The 16,345-nt window shown below is 41.4% G+C and carries 13 protein-coding genes; 4 read left to right on the forward strand and 9 right to left on the reverse strand.

The genetic code is table 11. The features are described 5' to 3' along the window. Window positions 1-16: 16 nt before the first annotated feature. Window positions 17-1,555 (reverse strand): mucoidy inhibitor MuiA family protein, encoded by a 1,539-nt coding sequence (locus BR06_RS0114565; protein ID WP_031484320.1) that lies wholly within the window; start codon window positions 1,553-1,555, stop codon window positions 17-19. A 274-nt stretch (window positions 1,556-1,829) separates the two neighbouring features. Between BR06_RS0114565 and galE the strand changes: the two genes are divergently transcribed. The 3 genes from galE to larB are packed head-to-tail and all read left to right on the forward strand — an operon-like array spanning window position 1,830 to window position 4,841. Next, window positions 1,830-2,825 carry a UDP-glucose 4-epimerase GalE gene (gene galE, locus BR06_RS0114570; RefSeq protein WP_031484322.1) on the forward strand — a complete coding sequence of 332 codons (996 nt, stop codon included), beginning with the start codon at window positions 1,830-1,832 and terminating at the stop codon, window positions 2,823-2,825. 44 nt (window positions 2,826-2,869) lie between these two features. Then, entirely contained in the window at window positions 2,870-4,096 is a 1,227-nt protein-coding gene (gene larC / locus BR06_RS0114575; RefSeq protein ID WP_031484324.1) for a nickel pincer cofactor biosynthesis protein LarC, read from the forward strand. Then, the gene (larB, locus tag BR06_RS0114580) at window positions 4,083-4,841 is read left to right on the forward strand and encodes a nickel pincer cofactor biosynthesis protein LarB (RefSeq protein WP_031484325.1); all 759 of its coding nucleotides are present in this window, start codon (window positions 4,083-4,085) and stop codon (window positions 4,839-4,841) included. Before larC ends, larB begins: the two co-directional genes overlap by 14 nt. Before the next feature lie 2 nt (window positions 4,842-4,843). Here larB and BR06_RS0114585 read toward each other — a convergent pair whose 3' ends face one another. The 8 genes from BR06_RS0114585 to BR06_RS0114620 all read right to left on the reverse strand — a co-directional run bounded on the left by BR06_RS0114585 (window position 4,844) and on the right by BR06_RS0114620 (window position 15,067). Beyond that, window positions 4,844-5,578, reverse strand: a complete 735-nt coding sequence (locus BR06_RS0114585; protein ID WP_031484327.1) for a class I SAM-dependent methyltransferase — start codon at window positions 5,576-5,578, stop codon at window positions 4,844-4,846. A gap of 20 nt (window positions 5,579-5,598) precedes the next feature. Continuing rightward, window positions 5,599-6,441 (reverse strand): DsbA family protein, encoded by an 843-nt coding sequence (locus BR06_RS0114590; RefSeq protein ID WP_235727735.1) that lies wholly within the window; start codon window positions 6,439-6,441, stop codon window positions 5,599-5,601. 78 nt (window positions 6,442-6,519) lie between these two features. Continuing rightward, the gene (locus BR06_RS0114595) at window positions 6,520-6,960 is read right to left on the reverse strand and encodes an exosortase system-associated protein, TIGR04073 family (protein ID WP_031484330.1); all 441 of its coding nucleotides are present in this window, start codon (window positions 6,958-6,960) and stop codon (window positions 6,520-6,522) included. Between the two features lie 133 nt (window positions 6,961-7,093). Continuing rightward, on the reverse strand, window positions 7,094-10,678 hold the full coding sequence (locus tag BR06_RS0114600) for a PEP/pyruvate-binding domain-containing protein (protein ID WP_031484332.1): 3,585 nt from the start codon (window positions 10,676-10,678) through the stop codon (window positions 7,094-7,096). Window positions 10,679-10,943: 265 nt separating this feature from the next. Beyond that, window positions 10,944-11,867 carry a biotin--[acetyl-CoA-carboxylase] ligase gene (locus BR06_RS0114605; protein ID WP_031484334.1) on the reverse strand — a complete coding sequence of 308 codons (924 nt, stop codon included), beginning with the start codon at window positions 11,865-11,867 and terminating at the stop codon, window positions 10,944-10,946. A gap of 87 nt (window positions 11,868-11,954) precedes the next feature. After that, window positions 11,955-13,106, reverse strand: a complete 1,152-nt coding sequence (locus BR06_RS0114610) for a Crp/Fnr family transcriptional regulator (RefSeq protein ID WP_031484337.1) — start codon at window positions 13,104-13,106, stop codon at window positions 11,955-11,957. A gap of 44 nt (window positions 13,107-13,150) precedes the next feature. Then, the gene (locus tag BR06_RS0114615) at window positions 13,151-14,353 is read right to left on the reverse strand and encodes a Crp/Fnr family transcriptional regulator (RefSeq protein ID WP_235727736.1); all 1,203 of its coding nucleotides are present in this window, start codon (window positions 14,351-14,353) and stop codon (window positions 13,151-13,153) included. Between the two features lie 30 nt (window positions 14,354-14,383). Next, entirely contained in the window at window positions 14,384-15,067 is a 684-nt protein-coding gene (locus BR06_RS0114620; protein ID WP_031484341.1) for a TVP38/TMEM64 family protein, read from the reverse strand. Between the two features lie 80 nt (window positions 15,068-15,147). On the opposite strand from BR06_RS0114620, the gene BR06_RS0114625 reads away from it, so the two are divergent. Beyond that, window positions 15,148-16,293: a polynucleotide adenylyltransferase gene (locus tag BR06_RS0114625; protein ID WP_031484343.1), complete on the forward strand. Its 1,146-nt coding sequence runs from the start codon at window positions 15,148-15,150 to the stop codon at window positions 16,291-16,293. The last annotated feature ends 52 nt before the right edge of the window (window positions 16,294-16,345 follow it).

Genomic DNA, 16,345 nt, shown 5'->3' on the forward strand with positions numbered 1-16,345 from the left:
AAGCGGGCCTTATTTTTTATTTTCCTGAACCTAAATCAATATCCATATCATCCGGTGCATTTAATTTTACGCCGTACTCAATTTCAGTTTTTTGACCCGCAGCAACTTCAGCAAGCCACTCAAAATTATTGTCTTTAATTTTAGCTTCAGGCTTTGAGCTATCTACAAGTTTAATTCTTTTGTCACCAGCCCTCGGAGCAGATTCCTGAACCTTAATCACAACCTTATTTTTGCGTTCATTAGATAATGTTATTAAATAATCCCAATCATAAGTCTGCTTAGATCCAAACAAACCTTTCTCTCCAGACTGTTTCGCTACGATTTTATGCTTAGCATTCAAAAGCGGATCCGCGCCAAAAAACACAGTTTTCTCTTTACCTGAAAAAGAGAAATTAACCTTCTCAAGCACTGCTCCTTCCATCAAAACCAAAGCCTGACCGGGCCGATAGTCTCTAGCCTCTTTAAGCACAGCCTTGGCAGACACAAATACATCTGAACTTCGTGATGGACGAGCTAAATATGTGAATTCAGAATTCCAATTCTCAGCAGATATAGCGTATTTTCTAGCTGGACCGGCAACAATAGTCTTCGTACCAAGCTCCCAGATAGAATATGTTGATTTGCGAACCTGTCTCGGGGCTGCAGGCGAGGCTGCTGCATCATTCATCGGAGCAGATTCCATCGCCATCATAGGTCGCGCATAACTTTTAGGCTGAGGACTTTCGGGCTCAAGCGGTTTGATAACCCACCGAGCAAGATTCGGAGGAGACATTCGCGAATTCTGCTTAACAGTTGCCAGTGCTACATCATAATTTTTGAAGTCCTGACCACTGCCCTGCCATATTTCTGCCTCAAATGAGAACTTTATTTGCTGAGTTTCAGGGTAAGCATCCAGTTTGTATTTTGGTCTCCATCCGCAATTGCGAAGCATATACCCTATCTTAAATGAACCACTTTTAATTCCATCTCCAGCGACAGAAACTGTAACTATCCAGCGACTTTTTCCTTGTCCTGAAATTCCATTGAGCTTTCTCTTCTGATCGTCAATCAACTCTTTCAAATCTTGGCTCTGAACCTTTAACTTTACAGATTGATTATATAGCTTTGTCAAATTTGAAACTACCAAACCCGCAATTTTGTTAACATCATCAGCCTTAGTCTGCTGAACTTTGCCTCTTTCCTTCCAGAAAAGGATGCCTCCTTCAACTGCTTGAGCCTGAGCATTTACAGCTGCTAATTTTGAACTAAGCAAATCAATATTTTTTACAATATTCACAGCTGCTGAAGATTCGGATAAATCGTCCCTAAGCCATGAAACGTCATTAATGGAAATACCTTCCGTAAGAGGCGCAATGGAAAAAGATTCAGGCAAAGCCTGTCCAGGCAAAATAAACTCAACGCTTTCGCCATAACTTGTTGTTTTTAAATCAACTTTAACTTGCCTAGATACATCTGCTCCTGAAGGATAAAACACTACCCGGTCAGGAGACGCAAACGCATAGCAAGCCGACATTATTGAAATAAGCAACGTCATAAATATAATTTTTTTACGCAAGTAAGCACCCTCTTTTATCTGTACAAATCATTAATTAGTATCAGCTCCATTTAAGCCATCATTATGGTTACTATATCAAAAAAAGCATCAAAATATAAACATATAAAAAATTTAATTAACAATGACACGCCCAATTAAGACCCAAAGGTTGAACGATTGTTATTATTGATATATTTATTTACTAACTAAAAAACTGTCCTTCTCGACAAAACTAAAAATTTATTAAATAATCAGTTGGTTAACTATTTTTAACATTTAAACTCACGGAGACGTGATGAGCAGTTCCGACAATAAATTGTCACTACTAGTTTGCGGAGGAGCCGGATATATAGGCTCACATATGTCAAGAATGCTAAGTGATTACGGTCACGAAGTAACAGTTTTTGACAATCTTTCAACTGGTTACGCAGACGCTTTAAAGTGGGGCGAATTTATTAAGGGTGACCTTCGAAACCCAGATGATCTAGATAAAGCTCTCAGTTCAAAGAAATTCGACGCAGTATTTCACTTTTCTGGCTTAATTGTTGTTAGTGACTCTGTGCAGCAGCCCTACCAATACTACGACAACAACGTTACCGGAACTTTAAACCTGTTACGGGCAATGCGTAATCACGATGTTAAAAACTTCGTTTTTTCATCAACGGCGGCTGTATACGGCGACCCTGTCATGGATATAATAACCGAGGATCACCCTTTATCTCCCCTGAATCCATATGGGCGATCCAAACTTTACGTTGAAGAAATTCTTGAAGATTATGCCAAAGCATACAATTTCAATTCAGTCTGTTTCAGATATTTCAATGCTGCAGGCGCACACCCTGACGCTCTTATAGGTGAAGCTCACAAACCGGAAACTCACCTCATCCCGAATATTTTACTAAGCAGTATAGAAAAGGGGCGTAAGCTAAAGATATTTGGCAATGACTACCCTACTCCGGACGGAACTTGCGTCAGAGATTACATCCATATTCAAGATATTTGTGACGCCCACCTTGCCGCTGTTGATTATCTAGCAAAGGAGCAAGGCGCGCACATATTCAACCTTGGTAACGGTAATGGATTCAGTGTATTAGACGTTATCAACGCGGCAAGCGAAGTCACCGGGCGCAAAATACCATACGACTTCGAACCAAAACGAGACGGCGATTCTCCGAGACTTGTTGCCGACAGTACAAAGGCACACAATCTGTTAGGATGGACCCCCAAATACGATGATCTTCGCGAAATTATTGAGACGGCATATCGCTGGCATAAAAACCCCGCCTATTAATTTTCAACTCTGCTGATCTGTAAATCAGTGTGTGAGGGCTTAAAATGAAATCCTTATTAATTGACCCTAGAATGGCTGGTGTTGCTGGTGACATGCTGCTTGCATCCCTGCTCGACCTGACAGGTGATGAGGAATGCCTTCCACTACTGAGCAAAGCTGTTTGCGAGTTGACGCATTGCACCGCCTCTATTGAAGCGCTGGAAACCACGTCCATGGGAATTGGCGCCATTAAGATGGACATCGGCCTTAAAGGTGAAAGATTTGCTTCTGCCGAAGACCTCGCCGGAGCTTTCAAAAATATTTCAAATTTTATGGAGATGACTCCAACTATCATAGATAAAGGGCTGGAAGTTATTTCAGTACTTGCAGAAGCAGAATCATCAATTCACAAAGAAGATTTTCATCTGCACGAAGTCGGCTCAGTAGACACTGTGATTGATATCGCTGGGACTCTGTGGCTTCTCGACAAATATGAATTTCTGGAAGGTAATATTTCATGCCTTCCTGTTGCTGTCGGCAACGGTATTATTTGCATGGATCACGGTAAAATTCCATCGCCAGCTCCAGCAGCTCTCGAAATTTTATGTAAAAGATCCATCCCCATAGCATCTTCAACTGAGCTGTTTGAACTAGCCACCCCGACAGGTGTCGCCATTCTTGCGTGTATTGTTGATGATTTCATCAAAGTTTACCCGACATCAACTCCACTTAATACAGGCCGCGGAGCGGGCAACGCTACTCTCAAATCTTCTCCCAATATTTTACGCATTATTGAAAATATTTCATCACACGAAAACAATGAGCAAGCCATGATGCTTGAAACTCTTGTTGATGACGTAAGTGGAGAAGTTTTAGGTCACGCACTAAATGAGATGCTTGACGCTGGCGCCCTTGATGCCTACATCACACCGACAACGGGCAAGAAGAACCGTCCGGCTCACCTTGTATCAATTATGTGCGTTCCGGGCGAAGAAAGAGTAATGTGCCGTAAGCTTATGCAACAAACTGGCTCGATAGGCGTACGCAGCCGTATTGTGGACAGGTTCATTGCAAAGCGCCACTTTGACAAATATAAGGTTGAAATAAACGGTCAAAAATATCCTGTGCGCATCAAAATATCAACATTCGATGATCATCTGATCAGCCGCAAACCTGAATTCGACAATTTAGTAGAAATTTCAAAATTGACAGGGTTATCACCGCGAATAATTTCAGAAGAGGTAAAACGGCAATGCTTTTTACCTATAAAGGACTCCAATGAGCGAGATTGAATTAATTAAACTGCTTCAGCTCTATAAAGACGGCCAGATCGATGATTCTGAAATTCTGGAAACGATTTCACAACTGCCCTTTCAAGACTTAGGTTGTGCAAAACTGGATACGCATCGAGGCCTTAGATGCGGTGTTGAAGAAGTTATTTTCTGCCCAGGCAAAAGCCCAGAACATTTAAAGACCATATGTAAAGCCGCCCTAGAGATGAAAGGACTATGCCTTTTCACAAGAGTTTCAGACGATCAGGTGGCATTGATTTTAAAGGAACTTCCTGAAGCTAAACACCACCCCGAAGCATCAATTATAGCGCTGTGCAAAACCGTTCCTACGCAATTAGAAGGCATCGCAGTTGTAACAGGCGGCACGTCAGATATTAAGGTGGCAGAAGAAGCTGCTGTTACAGCCGAACTGATGGGGAACAAAGTTGAGCGCATTTATGATGTGGGAGTTGCCGGAATTCATAGACTTTTTCCGTACATAGAAACATTGCGTAAGGCTAACGCCATAGTCGTCGTGGCGGGAATGGAAGGCGCACTTGTCACGGTAGTTGGCGGGTTAGTATCAGCCCCCGTTATTGCCGTCCCTACAAGCGTCGGTTATGGAGCAAATCTCGGAGGCATGACTACCATGCTTTCTATGCTAAACTGCTGTGTACCGGGAGTAAGTGTCGTAAATATCGACAACGGGTTCGGCGGAGGAGTTGCCGCCCATCTCATCAATAGAAAAGTGCACGGCAAAAGGTAACCTTACCGCGTAAGCAAAACTATATCCTGATGATTCGTTGATTCACGTCCACACCAGTTTCCAAGCATAACTTCTTGAACCTTAAAGTTATGCTTTATAAAAACATTGTGCACAAATTGTTCATCGTACCCGACGGCATCCATCGGGTCTTTGGGGTCGGCTGTATAAAAAACTCCGAATTTATGAAAATCATGGACGCTCTTGCCTTGATCCATAAACTTAAGAGATTCTTTGTTAATCAAGAAGAAAGTTGCAAACATTCTCCCTTTATCACTTAGAACTCTATTTATTTCAGAGATATAGTTAATAATATCATCCGGCATCATATGCGTGAAAACTGAATTTAGCATCACTAGATCAAAGCTATTATCTTCATAAGGAAAAACAAACTCAGATCCCCTTACCTGTCCGCCGGGATTATAAGTTGTATTGAAAATATCTACTTGCGTGAAGTTAAAATTAGGAAACTCCGGCGTAATATTCTCAGCACACCAATTAATACCCACAGGAAATGTATCGAATCCAGCATAACCACCGCTTTCATCCAAATACTCGAGCAAGGGAAAGGCCAACCGCCCAATCCCGCTGCCAATATCCAAAACTTTTCCCTGAGGAGTCAGGCCAAGTTTATTCTTGCACATGGTAATCATGTTCTTACCGATTACGCGGAAGTCGCCACCACCAAAACATATATGCAAATCTTCAGGCGGCTCAGCTATTTTGTTTACATCTCTCATGCTAATACTCTGAAATAAGATTACATTTTATTAAGACAATCTTCACAAACTTCTCCATCGACAGGTTCTTTCTGAGAACTTTTTTCGAGGATAATAGCAATTATCATTTCAAATTTATCAGCTGGAACATAGCCACGAATTGAAACCCCGTTAATCAAAAAAGTAGGGGTCGCATTTAATCCAAATGCTTCTGCTTCTGCTTCATCGCTTGCAAGGTTTTCAGCAATTTTTTTAGACTTTAAAACTTCCTGTAATTTATCGAGGTCAATATCAAGACCGATCAAAATTCTTCCTAAAATCTTACCCTCAGGGTCATTATACAGCTCTTTCTGTAATTTAAATGCCTCATCATGAAATTTAAAAGCCTTATCCTTGTCAATAAGTGCAATTGCTTCAAAAACGGCAGATAGTTTCTTAGAATCAGCTTTTAAAGGAAGATGCTTGTATACCAGTCTGTACTTTTCAGGATTACTCTCTACTAGGTCGCGAGCAACTTTGGCGCCCTTGCTGCAGTAAGGACAGAGAAAATCTGAGTACTCAACAATTGTAACAGGAGCATCAGGATTACCTAGAATGGCTCTGTCAGGAGAAATAACAGGCTTAAAAGGGTTATCCAGTTCTCCCTGAAATCGTTCCTGCCGAGTTTTTTCACGGCGCGAGTCGAGGCCGCTTTCAACTATAGTTAGCACTTCAATGTTATTTTCACGCATTGCCTCTAGAAGAAGCTGCGGATTTTCTTTAATTACTTCAGCAATTTGCTGTTTCAACATTTGTTTGTTTGCACAACCAGATGCAAAAACCAGTAAAGAGACGAATAGTATTACATTTTTAAGCATAACAGCCCTTGTGTCTTGTTTGTTCATAAAAATAAAACCCTCCAGCAGAAAAATCCTGCGGAGGGCTAATTAAATATCAAACTACCTTAAAAATCTAGAGAAAAATTAATTTAGCGGCATACCTGTCACATCAAGAAAACTATCATTAGTAGCTTCTGTTTTGTGAGCAAATTCAGATGTAATAAACTCATCATCCATTGTGGGGCCAGCCGGACCTCCAAAAGGAGAAGTAACAATATCATATGTACCTGACACAACGCGCCCGGCACTATATGCCACTCCGACAAAAAAACCACCAAAGTAACCTGCTAATTGCTCGGCAGGACCATCACTTTCGGCAGCCATATCAACAGCTTGATTCGGAATTTCAAATAGAGATGTTACAACATTTGTCATACCACGCCCAAGCTTACGAGGAGCTCTAGAACCATAAGAGTCCTGACTTCCAACGTAATTATCAGACTTCATCGAACATCCGCTAAGCATTAGCATCGCGAGGCTGAGTACGATGATCATTATTTTTGCAAACTGTTTACAATAGTGCATTATGGCTCCTCATATTAAGATAATATGCCTTCAGATATGCCTTCTGTCAAGGTTAGGTGGATTCCTAACCGTTAAGATGCATTTCAAAAAGGTCGTCCCTATACAGGACGACCTTCCTATACTTATCATAAGTCTACCATTTTTTAGTATACTGTTCTTTCAAAGCAACTTCCTGATCTTCGAAAGTAGCAAAACCGGCATGATGCATTGCATCTTCAACTGTCTGACTCCAGTTCCAAGCAGAATAAATCACAGGCTTATGGAATGTGCCACGGAAAGTGTTCATTTCCTGTCTGTAAAAGTCTTCCTTCGGAGTATCAATGTTATCGCGAAGCTGCTCATTGAGTCTTCTTATTTCACCTTCGTACCAATCTTCCAGATCCTCAGGTGTTTTGTACTTCTTACTGATATGCCCATAGCCATTACCACCCATAAGCACTGCAAGCCTTTCAAAATGTCTATCTTTGATCCATTGTCCAAGCTCGCTGACTTTAATGTTCTCAGCTTCAATAGCAGCCATATCCAGCTTAGTCTGGAGATAGGTATCTGGCACAACAGAAGCTGAAACGATACCAGCTATACAGACTACCCCGCGCAGAATGACGCTATTTGAAACACCCTGACCACAGAACCCGATCTTCTTACCGAACTTCTGCCCGGTAAATATGGTTGAAAGAATAGCCCACACAACGGCTGGGTCCTCTTCATCATATATGTGCTGAAGCCTCGAATTGTCTCTATCGGTTCCGAGAACAAGCTGAGTCATATCATTCGAGCCAATGGAGAAACCGTCGACCTCTTTAATAAATTCCTTACTGAGAATCGCATTACTTGGAATTTCAGCCATCAAAATAAGCTTTAATCCATCTTTGCCGGACTCAAGATTATGAACCTGAGCAAGGTAACGTTTCATACTACGGGCTTCTTCTATTGTTCTTACGAACGGAAGCATCAAGTGCAAGTTAGTTCCGCCGAAAACCCCGCGAGACAGTTTGAATGCTTCGAGCTCCCAGTCGTGAACATCTCTTGAAACACCGCGATATCCAAGCATAGGATTATCTTCATGGTTTTCGAAAAGAAGCCCACCAAGTAAGTTATGATATTCATTAGTCTTAAAATCTGTTGTCCGGTAAATGATATCTTTACCGTAAAAAGCCATAGAAAACAGAGCAAGCCCTTGAGATAAGGTTTGAATATAATTTTCTTTACCAGAACGAAGACCGCGCGATTGTAGGAGAGAAAATATGCGCTGACGTAAAGTGCGTACTTCATCCATTTCGGATTTAAGTCCCATCTTAAGTGCAACTTCTTCACGTAAAGCTTTAATGTTTTCATTAATCTCAATGACCATCGGATGCACAGAGGCTTTCGCAACCATATCGGAAATTTCATCCGACGATTCCGAACGTCTGTAAATAAACTTGGAATCTGCTGCTTCTTCCGAACCAGCTTGAATACCTAGTGCAGCTCTTACGTGATCTTCGATTTTCACAGATGTTTTCAAAACATGTAAACTTTCAGCAGCATGCTCGAGGTAATGATCAAGCTTTTTATCCAGCTCTCTAAGCTTACGATGCATAGCAAGAATTTCTTCCGTACCACGAGCAGTGTCACCGCTGGCAAGAGTATCCATTTCTTCGGCAAGCCCAGTAAGTGCGCCTACATATTCTCTAAGTTTGATATTCAGTGAAATAAGCCCTGAATCAAGCTGTGATTTCATGACTGTAGTAAGTCTGGCATCCAGTTCATCAAGCTTATGCTGAACCAGTTTATCCAGATCTCCATTATCGTAAGCTTCAAGAGCAAGTGGATGAGCACCGACATTGCCGAGCATAAATTCAGCTCTAAGCAGACCAACTTCAAAATCTGGCACTTCTCTCAAACGGGACAAAAACAGTGACTGCCCGACATCCGCAAGAATGAGTCCTACTTTAGTCTTTGTTTCCGGCAATGTTGAAGTATCAATAGTACCGCCAACTTCCCTAAGAGGAAGCAACCCGCGATAAACTTTACCCCGTGAGCCATCGACAGTAATCTCCTGTCCATCTAAAGAACGAAGAATTTCAAGCCGCTGAATTCCGATAATTGCTGGGATTCCAAGCTCACGCGAAGTAATAGCAGCGTGACTGGTATCACCGCCGACGTCCGCCAAAATACCTGCAGCAATACGCATTCCCGGAACCATATCAGGGTCAGTACGTTCAGCCGCCAGGATATCACCCTTATTAATTTTGTTCAGTTCAAGAGCAGACCGTAAATATTTAACAGTCCCCTGCCCTGCACCGCGAGAAGCTCCATTACCTTCAAGAATGACTTCCGCACCCTCAAGAGCCTTTGGATAAACCTCAAGTCTACGCATAAAAATAGTATCAGGATGTGCTTCAAAATCTTCATTCCAGCGAGTTTCAGGACGAGCTTGCACGAACCACAACCTATCAGCTGCATCAAGACAGAACTCGGTATCCATGATCATGTCATCATAGGCTTCACTAATGGAGCGAACGCCTTTCGCAACCTGTTCAGCCTGAGCCAAGGACAAAGACCAGCGGTAAACTTCATTAGGCTGGACTTTTACAACCTTAGTCCCGCCCTTTTCGCTATATACAATCTTTTTATCCTTACTACCCATATAACGGACAACAACTTCAGAGCCGTCATCACGCTGGAAAACGTAAAATTTATCAGGAGTAACCATTCCGCCAACAACAGCTTCACCGAGTCCGTAACTGGCATCAATGGAAACAAGATCCTTACGATCCGTTCCCCGGCAACCTGTGGCGGTATCAGCGCTGAATGCAGTACCTGAAATAACGGGATTGATCATGCGCATGATACAAACGGAGAGGGAGGTATTTTCGATAGCCCATTCTTTCTTTGCAACTTCTGCAATAGAAGCATCCCCAGTATTTTCAGCCAGAGTTACAGCGTCAAGAATAGCTTCACGGCGATAAGTCATACTGCGCAGATTGTATGCCGAGGCACAATCCCAATGGTATGCTTCGGAACAATTATCCTCACCGATAATATTCAAATAAGTATCCTGAAGCCCGGCGAAAGCTTTTTTACGGCTATCCTCACCGGCGGCGGAGGATCTGACGGCAACAGGTTCATTCTCAAGCCCGGCATCTTTGCAAATAGCCAGATATGCGGCTTTAACAGCTGCATCAACCTCTTTTGGAAGATCAACAGAAAGAATAGCACTCTGAACCAAGACAGATCTTTTGCGTAATTGGTCGATACCTTCAGGAGACGTCGCAAAACCTTCAACAACATTATTAATGAAGGTTCTAAGTTGAATCAAAGTTTCAGAATGCTTTTCTGCTTCTTCTCTGATCACCAAAGAAATCGAACGGACGAAGTTCTGTATAAATTCGGTGTCGCTGTTAACGTCCTCACTATGCCAATCCACGGCATTATACTGAGCGTCAACAACAGACCTTACAACACTTGCGTGGACCTTTGTTTCATCAAGTAGTTTATGGAAAGCGATAGATGATATAGCTCTAAACTGCGGCGACCTGATACCTTCAACCTGACTGATCAGAGCCGTATTATAATTCTTACCGCCAACAAGAAGCTCTGCATCTTCTCCAATTTTGACAATATCGGAGCCAGCCAAAACCATATTTTGCTCAAGTTGTTTTACAACCTGGCTTTTCTTAGGAGCGGTAGCCTCATCTTTTTTAGCGGATCCAGTTTTTTCAGTCTTACCAGCCATCACTTCCTCCTTACGCACCATGATAAAAGTTATCCTACGAAAGAATTAATTACACTAAAAGCAATCCGCCAATATAAGGTCATAAACGTACAGTTAAATCTTTGAAAATATTATTAATGTATACACCCTATTTTCCGCAAAAAACAGGACTAAATTCAAAAAACTTGGACAACTTAATAAAAGTTGTCCAAGTTTAATATAAGTTCATAGAACAAATTAAGTTAGCTAAAAAGAGCGTTTAAGAACGCCAAACATAACTGTAAAGCTAGAGAGGCATCACGCTCCCGGAATAAACGCTATGTTTTACTCCGTCTTTCTCAATTATCAATCCGCCATCAGGACAAAGGCCGCAAATGCGTCCTTCGGTAACATCCTTGGGACCATCAACTATTTTAACTTCCTCTCCGAACCAAACCATCTGATCAGCTAGTTCTGCAAGGAAATCTTCTGGATCTTGTGTAGAAACAATCGAATCAAAATGGCTTTTGAAGTAACTTACCAATTCAATCCATGTTTCAAGTGGGCCAAGCTCCATTTCATCAGTATTAATTTTTGTAGCTTCAACGGCATGACCAGGGCGAAGAGCACTTGTCTCAGGCGCAGAAGCTGTATTTAAACCAATGCCGACAATTATGACCGAGCCACGCTCTTCAATAAGAATGCCGCCAATTTTTTTGCCATTCATCAGAATATCGTTAGGCCATTTTAGCTGAGCATCTACACCGATATCTTTAAGAGCTTTGCATGTAAGATAGCCGACGATTAATGGTAAAATTCTGGTCCATACGGGCCGCTCTTTACCAAGTTCCGCCGTTGGTAATGCAGGCCACTTAATTGCGCCGTAAACATTTCCGGGAGGAGAAATCCATTCCCGTCTGACTTGGCCTCGTCCGGTATGCTGCTCAAGCGAAAGTACGCTTCCCCACTCAGGCAGATCTTCTAAAGCATTCAGCCGCCATGCAATGTCGAGACTGGATACACAGCACCCGCTTATGGCAATAGGGACACCCTTGCGGGCGCCGGATAACCAAGTTGTGTAGGTTCGGTATTCAGCATTTTCGCTATTCCACGGACTGAAATGTTCTATGTCTCTGGCCCATAAAGGGTGAGCTTGAAAAATTTGTTCAGGAGTTACTTTTGGAATGGGGCTTTCATCTTTTCCGCTGAGAATGGTAATTCTTGTTATCATGGCTTATTATCTCACATACTAAGGTTTTATGGCAAGAGCTGATAGGCCGTTTTTGCACATTTTTTTATACTCGGTAATAGACCGTTACTATTTTTTGCTTAGTTTAATTTCTCTGATCATATCAAGCAATTCTTCTTCAACTTCGTCGGCTTCATTAAGATCAATAGCATCCGCGCCTTTTGACTCTTTCATTATAGCATTGGCAATTTTTTTAGGGGTAGCTTCAAGAATCCGCGCTCTGCCCTCTTCTCCAGCAGTTGAAAGCAGAATTCCGAGCTTATAATAACCAAGCCTGTTAAATACTTGCTTTAATGTTCCAAGGTCAACAAAAACGATATCGTCAATGGATTCCAGCTCTTCCACAGACTTACGCACGCGTTTCTTTTCCTTAAAATACTCATCACCCTTGTTCTTCACCCATTTGGATGTGGCATCTTTATGCAGAACGCATATGTCTTCTGGAAAATCTCCTACACCAACTTTTTTATAAATCAGTTCAGGCAAAGAACCAAACATGGCAGAAAAATCATTAATATCAATATAATCGGTATAGCAGAGTTTCCCGCTAAGATTATTAACATCTTTTGATAAAGAATCAGCCACTTGCAAAAAATGTTCAGGGTCATTTATTTCAATAAAAACTCTGCTAGAAACAGTACTCATCGTAATCAAATTAAAAGAGGTTGCAGCCTTAAGCATCCTTTCAATCTCAAAATCAGAAATGTTTATTATGCTAGAAAGTTCGGCGCAAAACTCTTTATGGCAAATCCCCGGATCTTTATCACGGGCAGGCCCACTGACAGGGGCAGGTTCATTAACAAAAATTCTGTGTTTCAAATTCAAAAGACGACATAAAGTCATCCACGTATTCCCACTTCTATTCTCAACAATTTTTTTGTCAGCGGCAGCAAGCCTTGAAGAAAGAACACGTGCGAGATGAAAGACAGTCGGATGACTTTTTTTAAGCAAAAGTAGTACAAGCTTGGACGTTAAAATCAATAGAATGCAGTCAGTTGAAGCCTCTGCACCGGCAACCCTTGTATTGCGTGAAATGATAGCCATTTCACCAAATATTTCTCCCGGTCCAAGTGTCGCCAAAACGTTTTTAACACCGTTAATCTCTTTGACAATGTTAACACTTCCCTTGTGAACCAAATAAGCAAAATCACCCATATCTCCTTCACGAAAAATCAATTCGCCTTTAGAATAGGATTTCGATTTAGGTTTCAAAGGGCTCACTTAGCAACTCCTTCAGCGGTCAAACATTGAGCAGAATACATTAACTATAAACCTTTCATTTTTTTTACTATATCAAGAATTTCATCTGAACATTCCAGAACCTCTATATCATCCGCTTCACGGACTTGAGGCGGTTCGTCGGTAAGTATTCTGGCAATCTTTCTGGTGATATTATATAAAATTTTCTTTTTATTACGCCCATCAGCGGCTGAATAAAGCACAGAAATTTTGTGATAGTTAAAATCTTTAAGAGCTGCTTGCAGCGTCGGATTATCAATAAAAACAAAGTCATCAACATTGTGAATATCGTTAAGTGACTTTTTAGGGAGCTTGAATTTTTTAAAGAAAGAAGGTTCTTTATCTTTGCTCCAATCAAGCGCTTTTGCCTGGTTGAAGAAAAAAAGATTTTCGGGAAATTCAGCTTTCATTACCTTATTGTAGATAAAATCATCTTTACAGCCCGTTCGCTTAGCAAGATCGGAAAAGGATATGAAGTTCATCTTAAGCTCAAGCTCAGATCCAAGCTCCTGAACTTCCGCACATAGCCTCTTTAGCGAAGGTAGAAACTCAAGATAGTCCTCAATTTTTATATACCGCTCAGCGAATGCACTTTTACCATCTTTCTTTATTGATTTAAGATCGATCAGCCTAAAGTTGAAAACCGTCTGCAAAAAAGTATCAATTTCAATAGTAGAAAAAACAGCAAGTCCTTTAACTATTTCTGTGAAAGTCGTGACTGACAGCCCCAAATCATAATTTTCTATCTTGAACTTCTCAACTCTAGGGGTGTAAATATAATCTTTGTAAGCAAGGTCTAATATTGTTGCCAGAGAAATCAGCGGCCCACTAAGTTCTGAACAGTTGGTTACCGCATTATTATCAACTCTTAAAACTCGCTCAGCAAGCAGCTCCACCATCTTTTTTACAGTAACAGGTGAGGCGTCAAGAAATCTGTTCAAAATATCCGTCGTAAGCGGAACAAGTTCACAATAGGCAGCAGCTTCTGCGTTTGCAGTGCGCCGTTCATTAGCGAGTAGCGCCATTTCACCAAAAATATCACCACGTTGCAAAGTCATCAAAATAGTCTTTTTATTGTTAATATTCTTAAAAATATTAACCGATCCGGACTTGATCATATAAGCAACATTACTTTCCTGACCTTCATGGAAAATAATTTTACCCTTATGATAATTCCGAATCGTGGGTGACGTTTTTGTCGTCATGGACATTAATGGTGATTTCGCCATATTTACGTAGAATTCCTTTTCTAACTTAACTTATTCCTGACTTTTCCGCTTCTTTACAACAGCAACAACCTTTTTAACAACAAGTGGAAATAAACCCAAAATAACAAATGATATTAGAACGCTAGGCTGAATAATTCCTGCCAGTGAGGATATCTGCCCCAGCTCCTTTCCCGCATTTACGAAAACCATTGTACCGGCCAGCATTCCTACCTGGGAAACCCAGTAAAAAGTCGTTAATTTAATGGGTGTTAACCCCATAACAAGATTAACAACAACAAAAGGGATAGCCGGAATTAAGCGCATTGTGAACAGGTAAAATGCACCTTCGTTTTTTATTCCTTCGTTGACTTTTTCCAGTTTATCCCCAAACTTACGTTGAACGTAATCACGGAAAAGATAACGAGAGAAGAAACAAGCGATGGTCGCCCCAATACTGCTTGCAAATGATATCGTAATCACAGCTACTGTGAAGCCAAATAAAGCTCCACCAGCAAGCCCAAGAACCGCAGCTCCGGGAAGATTCAGGCCAACTATAGCAACATAAACTAAGAAATACCCGGCAATAGCTTGAACTGGATGCAAATCATAAAAAGATTGAAATTCCAAACGTGAGCTTTTTAAATAATCCAAGGTTAAAAATCGCCCCAGATCGAATGCAAAAAATGCTACAATCCCGACTACAAGCAATATAAATATTAAGATTTTGTTTTTCATTAACAATAAGATACCATCTACAGTGATTTTGGCAAGAGTTCTTAATATATTATTAACTAAAAAATAGAGCCATATACAACATGATTAGCGACAGAAACAAGATATCTATTTTAGCGGTCGGCGGCTCAGTAAGAGACCTGATTTTGGGCAGACAGCCGAACGATTTTGATTTCTTAGTCGCCAAAGGGACTGTTGCTGACTTCCAAAAAGCATTCCCGAGGGCAAAACCTGTCGGTAAATCATATGAAGTGTTTTTCATGAACGGGCTTGAGTTTTCGTTTCCAAGATTTACAGGAAACAGCACCGAAGAGACCATAGATCTTGATCTTGCGGCTAGAGATTTTACTATAAACTGTTTCGCTCTGGATCAGGACGGAGAACTTTACATACACCCGAAGGGGCTTGAAGACTACGCAAGCAAAACCCTGCGCCCTGCCTTCGCGGATACTTTTAAAATTGACCCCTTAAGAGTTTTTAGAGCGGCAACCTTCCTTGCAAGATTTCCAGATTTCACAGCTCATTCATCCCTTATCGAGGGAATGCGGGAAGCAGGCAAACAAGGATTACTGGAAAATATTGCTCCTGACAGGATCGGTGTAGAACTGATTAAAGCCATGAAAAGCGAGAAGCCGGGTAATTTTATAAAAACACTAAATGAGGCGGATTGCCTTCATCCGTGGTTCAAAGAGCTTGCTAACTCTGACAAAATACCTGCGGGTCCCCCAAAATTTCATGATAAATCTGTTCTCGGTCATACAGCCGAGGTGATGGATAAAGTGGCAGGAAATCCTATAACAAGTTGGATGGCAATGTGTCATGATCTTGGCAAGGTCTTAACTTCTGAAAAGTATTTACCTTCGCATCGAGGGCACGACAAAAAGGGGATAAAGCCCGCTAAAGAGCTAGCCAGTAGACTATTACTGCCGAACAAATACATCAAAGCCGGGGAACTAGCTCCAGAACTTCACATGAACTGTGGCAACTACACTATTCTGCGCCCCGGAACAAAAGTAGATTTGCTAACGAAACTTAATTCGCAAAGATTGGTAGAAAATATGGCAGATCTATGCAAAGCCGATAGAGGTGTGGACTCAATGAAAGAAGCGCACTCTGACTTGGTAGAAATTCTCAAAGTGCACTTGGCGGAAGAAGATCGTAATCTGGGCAAAAAGTCGGGCGATAAGCTCAGAGACCTTAGGGCAAAGAGATTAAAAGAGTTAAATTAAGTCTGAAATCCAGAACATCCGACACGGCTGCTGACTCAAGATAAATTCTTCG

This window comes from Maridesulfovibrio frigidus DSM 17176, assembly GCF_000711735.1.
In the GTDB taxonomy this organism is placed as follows: Bacteria; Desulfobacterota; Desulfovibrionia; order Desulfovibrionales; family Desulfovibrionaceae; genus Maridesulfovibrio; species Maridesulfovibrio frigidus.

What these genes read in the sequence shown, in the direction of transcription:
- BR06_RS0114625 (WP_031484343.1), top strand. Translation starts at nt 15,148, where the DNA reads ATGATTAGCGACAGAAACAAGATATCTATTTTAGCGGTCGGCGGCTCA.
- BR06_RS0114615 (WP_235727736.1), bottom strand. Translation starts at nt 14,353, where the DNA reads ATGGCGAAATCACCATTAATGTCCATGACGACAAAAACGTCACCCACG.
- galE (WP_031484322.1), top strand. Translation starts at nt 1,830, where the DNA reads ATGAGCAGTTCCGACAATAAATTGTCACTACTAGTTTGCGGAGGAGCC.
- BR06_RS0114585 (WP_031484327.1), bottom strand. Translation starts at nt 5,578, where the DNA reads ATGAGAGATGTAAACAAAATAGCTGAGCCGCCTGAAGATTTGCATATA.
- BR06_RS0114590 (WP_235727735.1), bottom strand. Translation starts at nt 6,441, where the DNA reads ATGAACAAACAAGACACAAGGGCTGTTATGCTTAAAAATGTAATACTA.
- larC (WP_031484324.1), top strand. Translation starts at nt 2,870, where the DNA reads ATGAAATCCTTATTAATTGACCCTAGAATGGCTGGTGTTGCTGGTGAC.
- BR06_RS0114605 (WP_031484334.1), bottom strand. Translation starts at nt 11,867, where the DNA reads ATGATAACAAGAATTACCATTCTCAGCGGAAAAGATGAAAGCCCCATT.
- BR06_RS0114600 (WP_031484332.1), bottom strand. Translation starts at nt 10,678, where the DNA reads ATGGCTGGTAAGACTGAAAAAACTGGATCCGCTAAAAAAGATGAGGCT.
- BR06_RS0114620 (WP_031484341.1), bottom strand. Translation starts at nt 15,067, where the DNA reads ATGAAAAACAAAATCTTAATATTTATATTGCTTGTAGTCGGGATTGTA.
- larB (WP_031484325.1), top strand. Translation starts at nt 4,083, where the DNA reads ATGAGCGAGATTGAATTAATTAAACTGCTTCAGCTCTATAAAGACGGC.
- BR06_RS0114595 (WP_031484330.1), bottom strand. Translation starts at nt 6,960, where the DNA reads ATGCACTATTGTAAACAGTTTGCAAAAATAATGATCATCGTACTCAGC.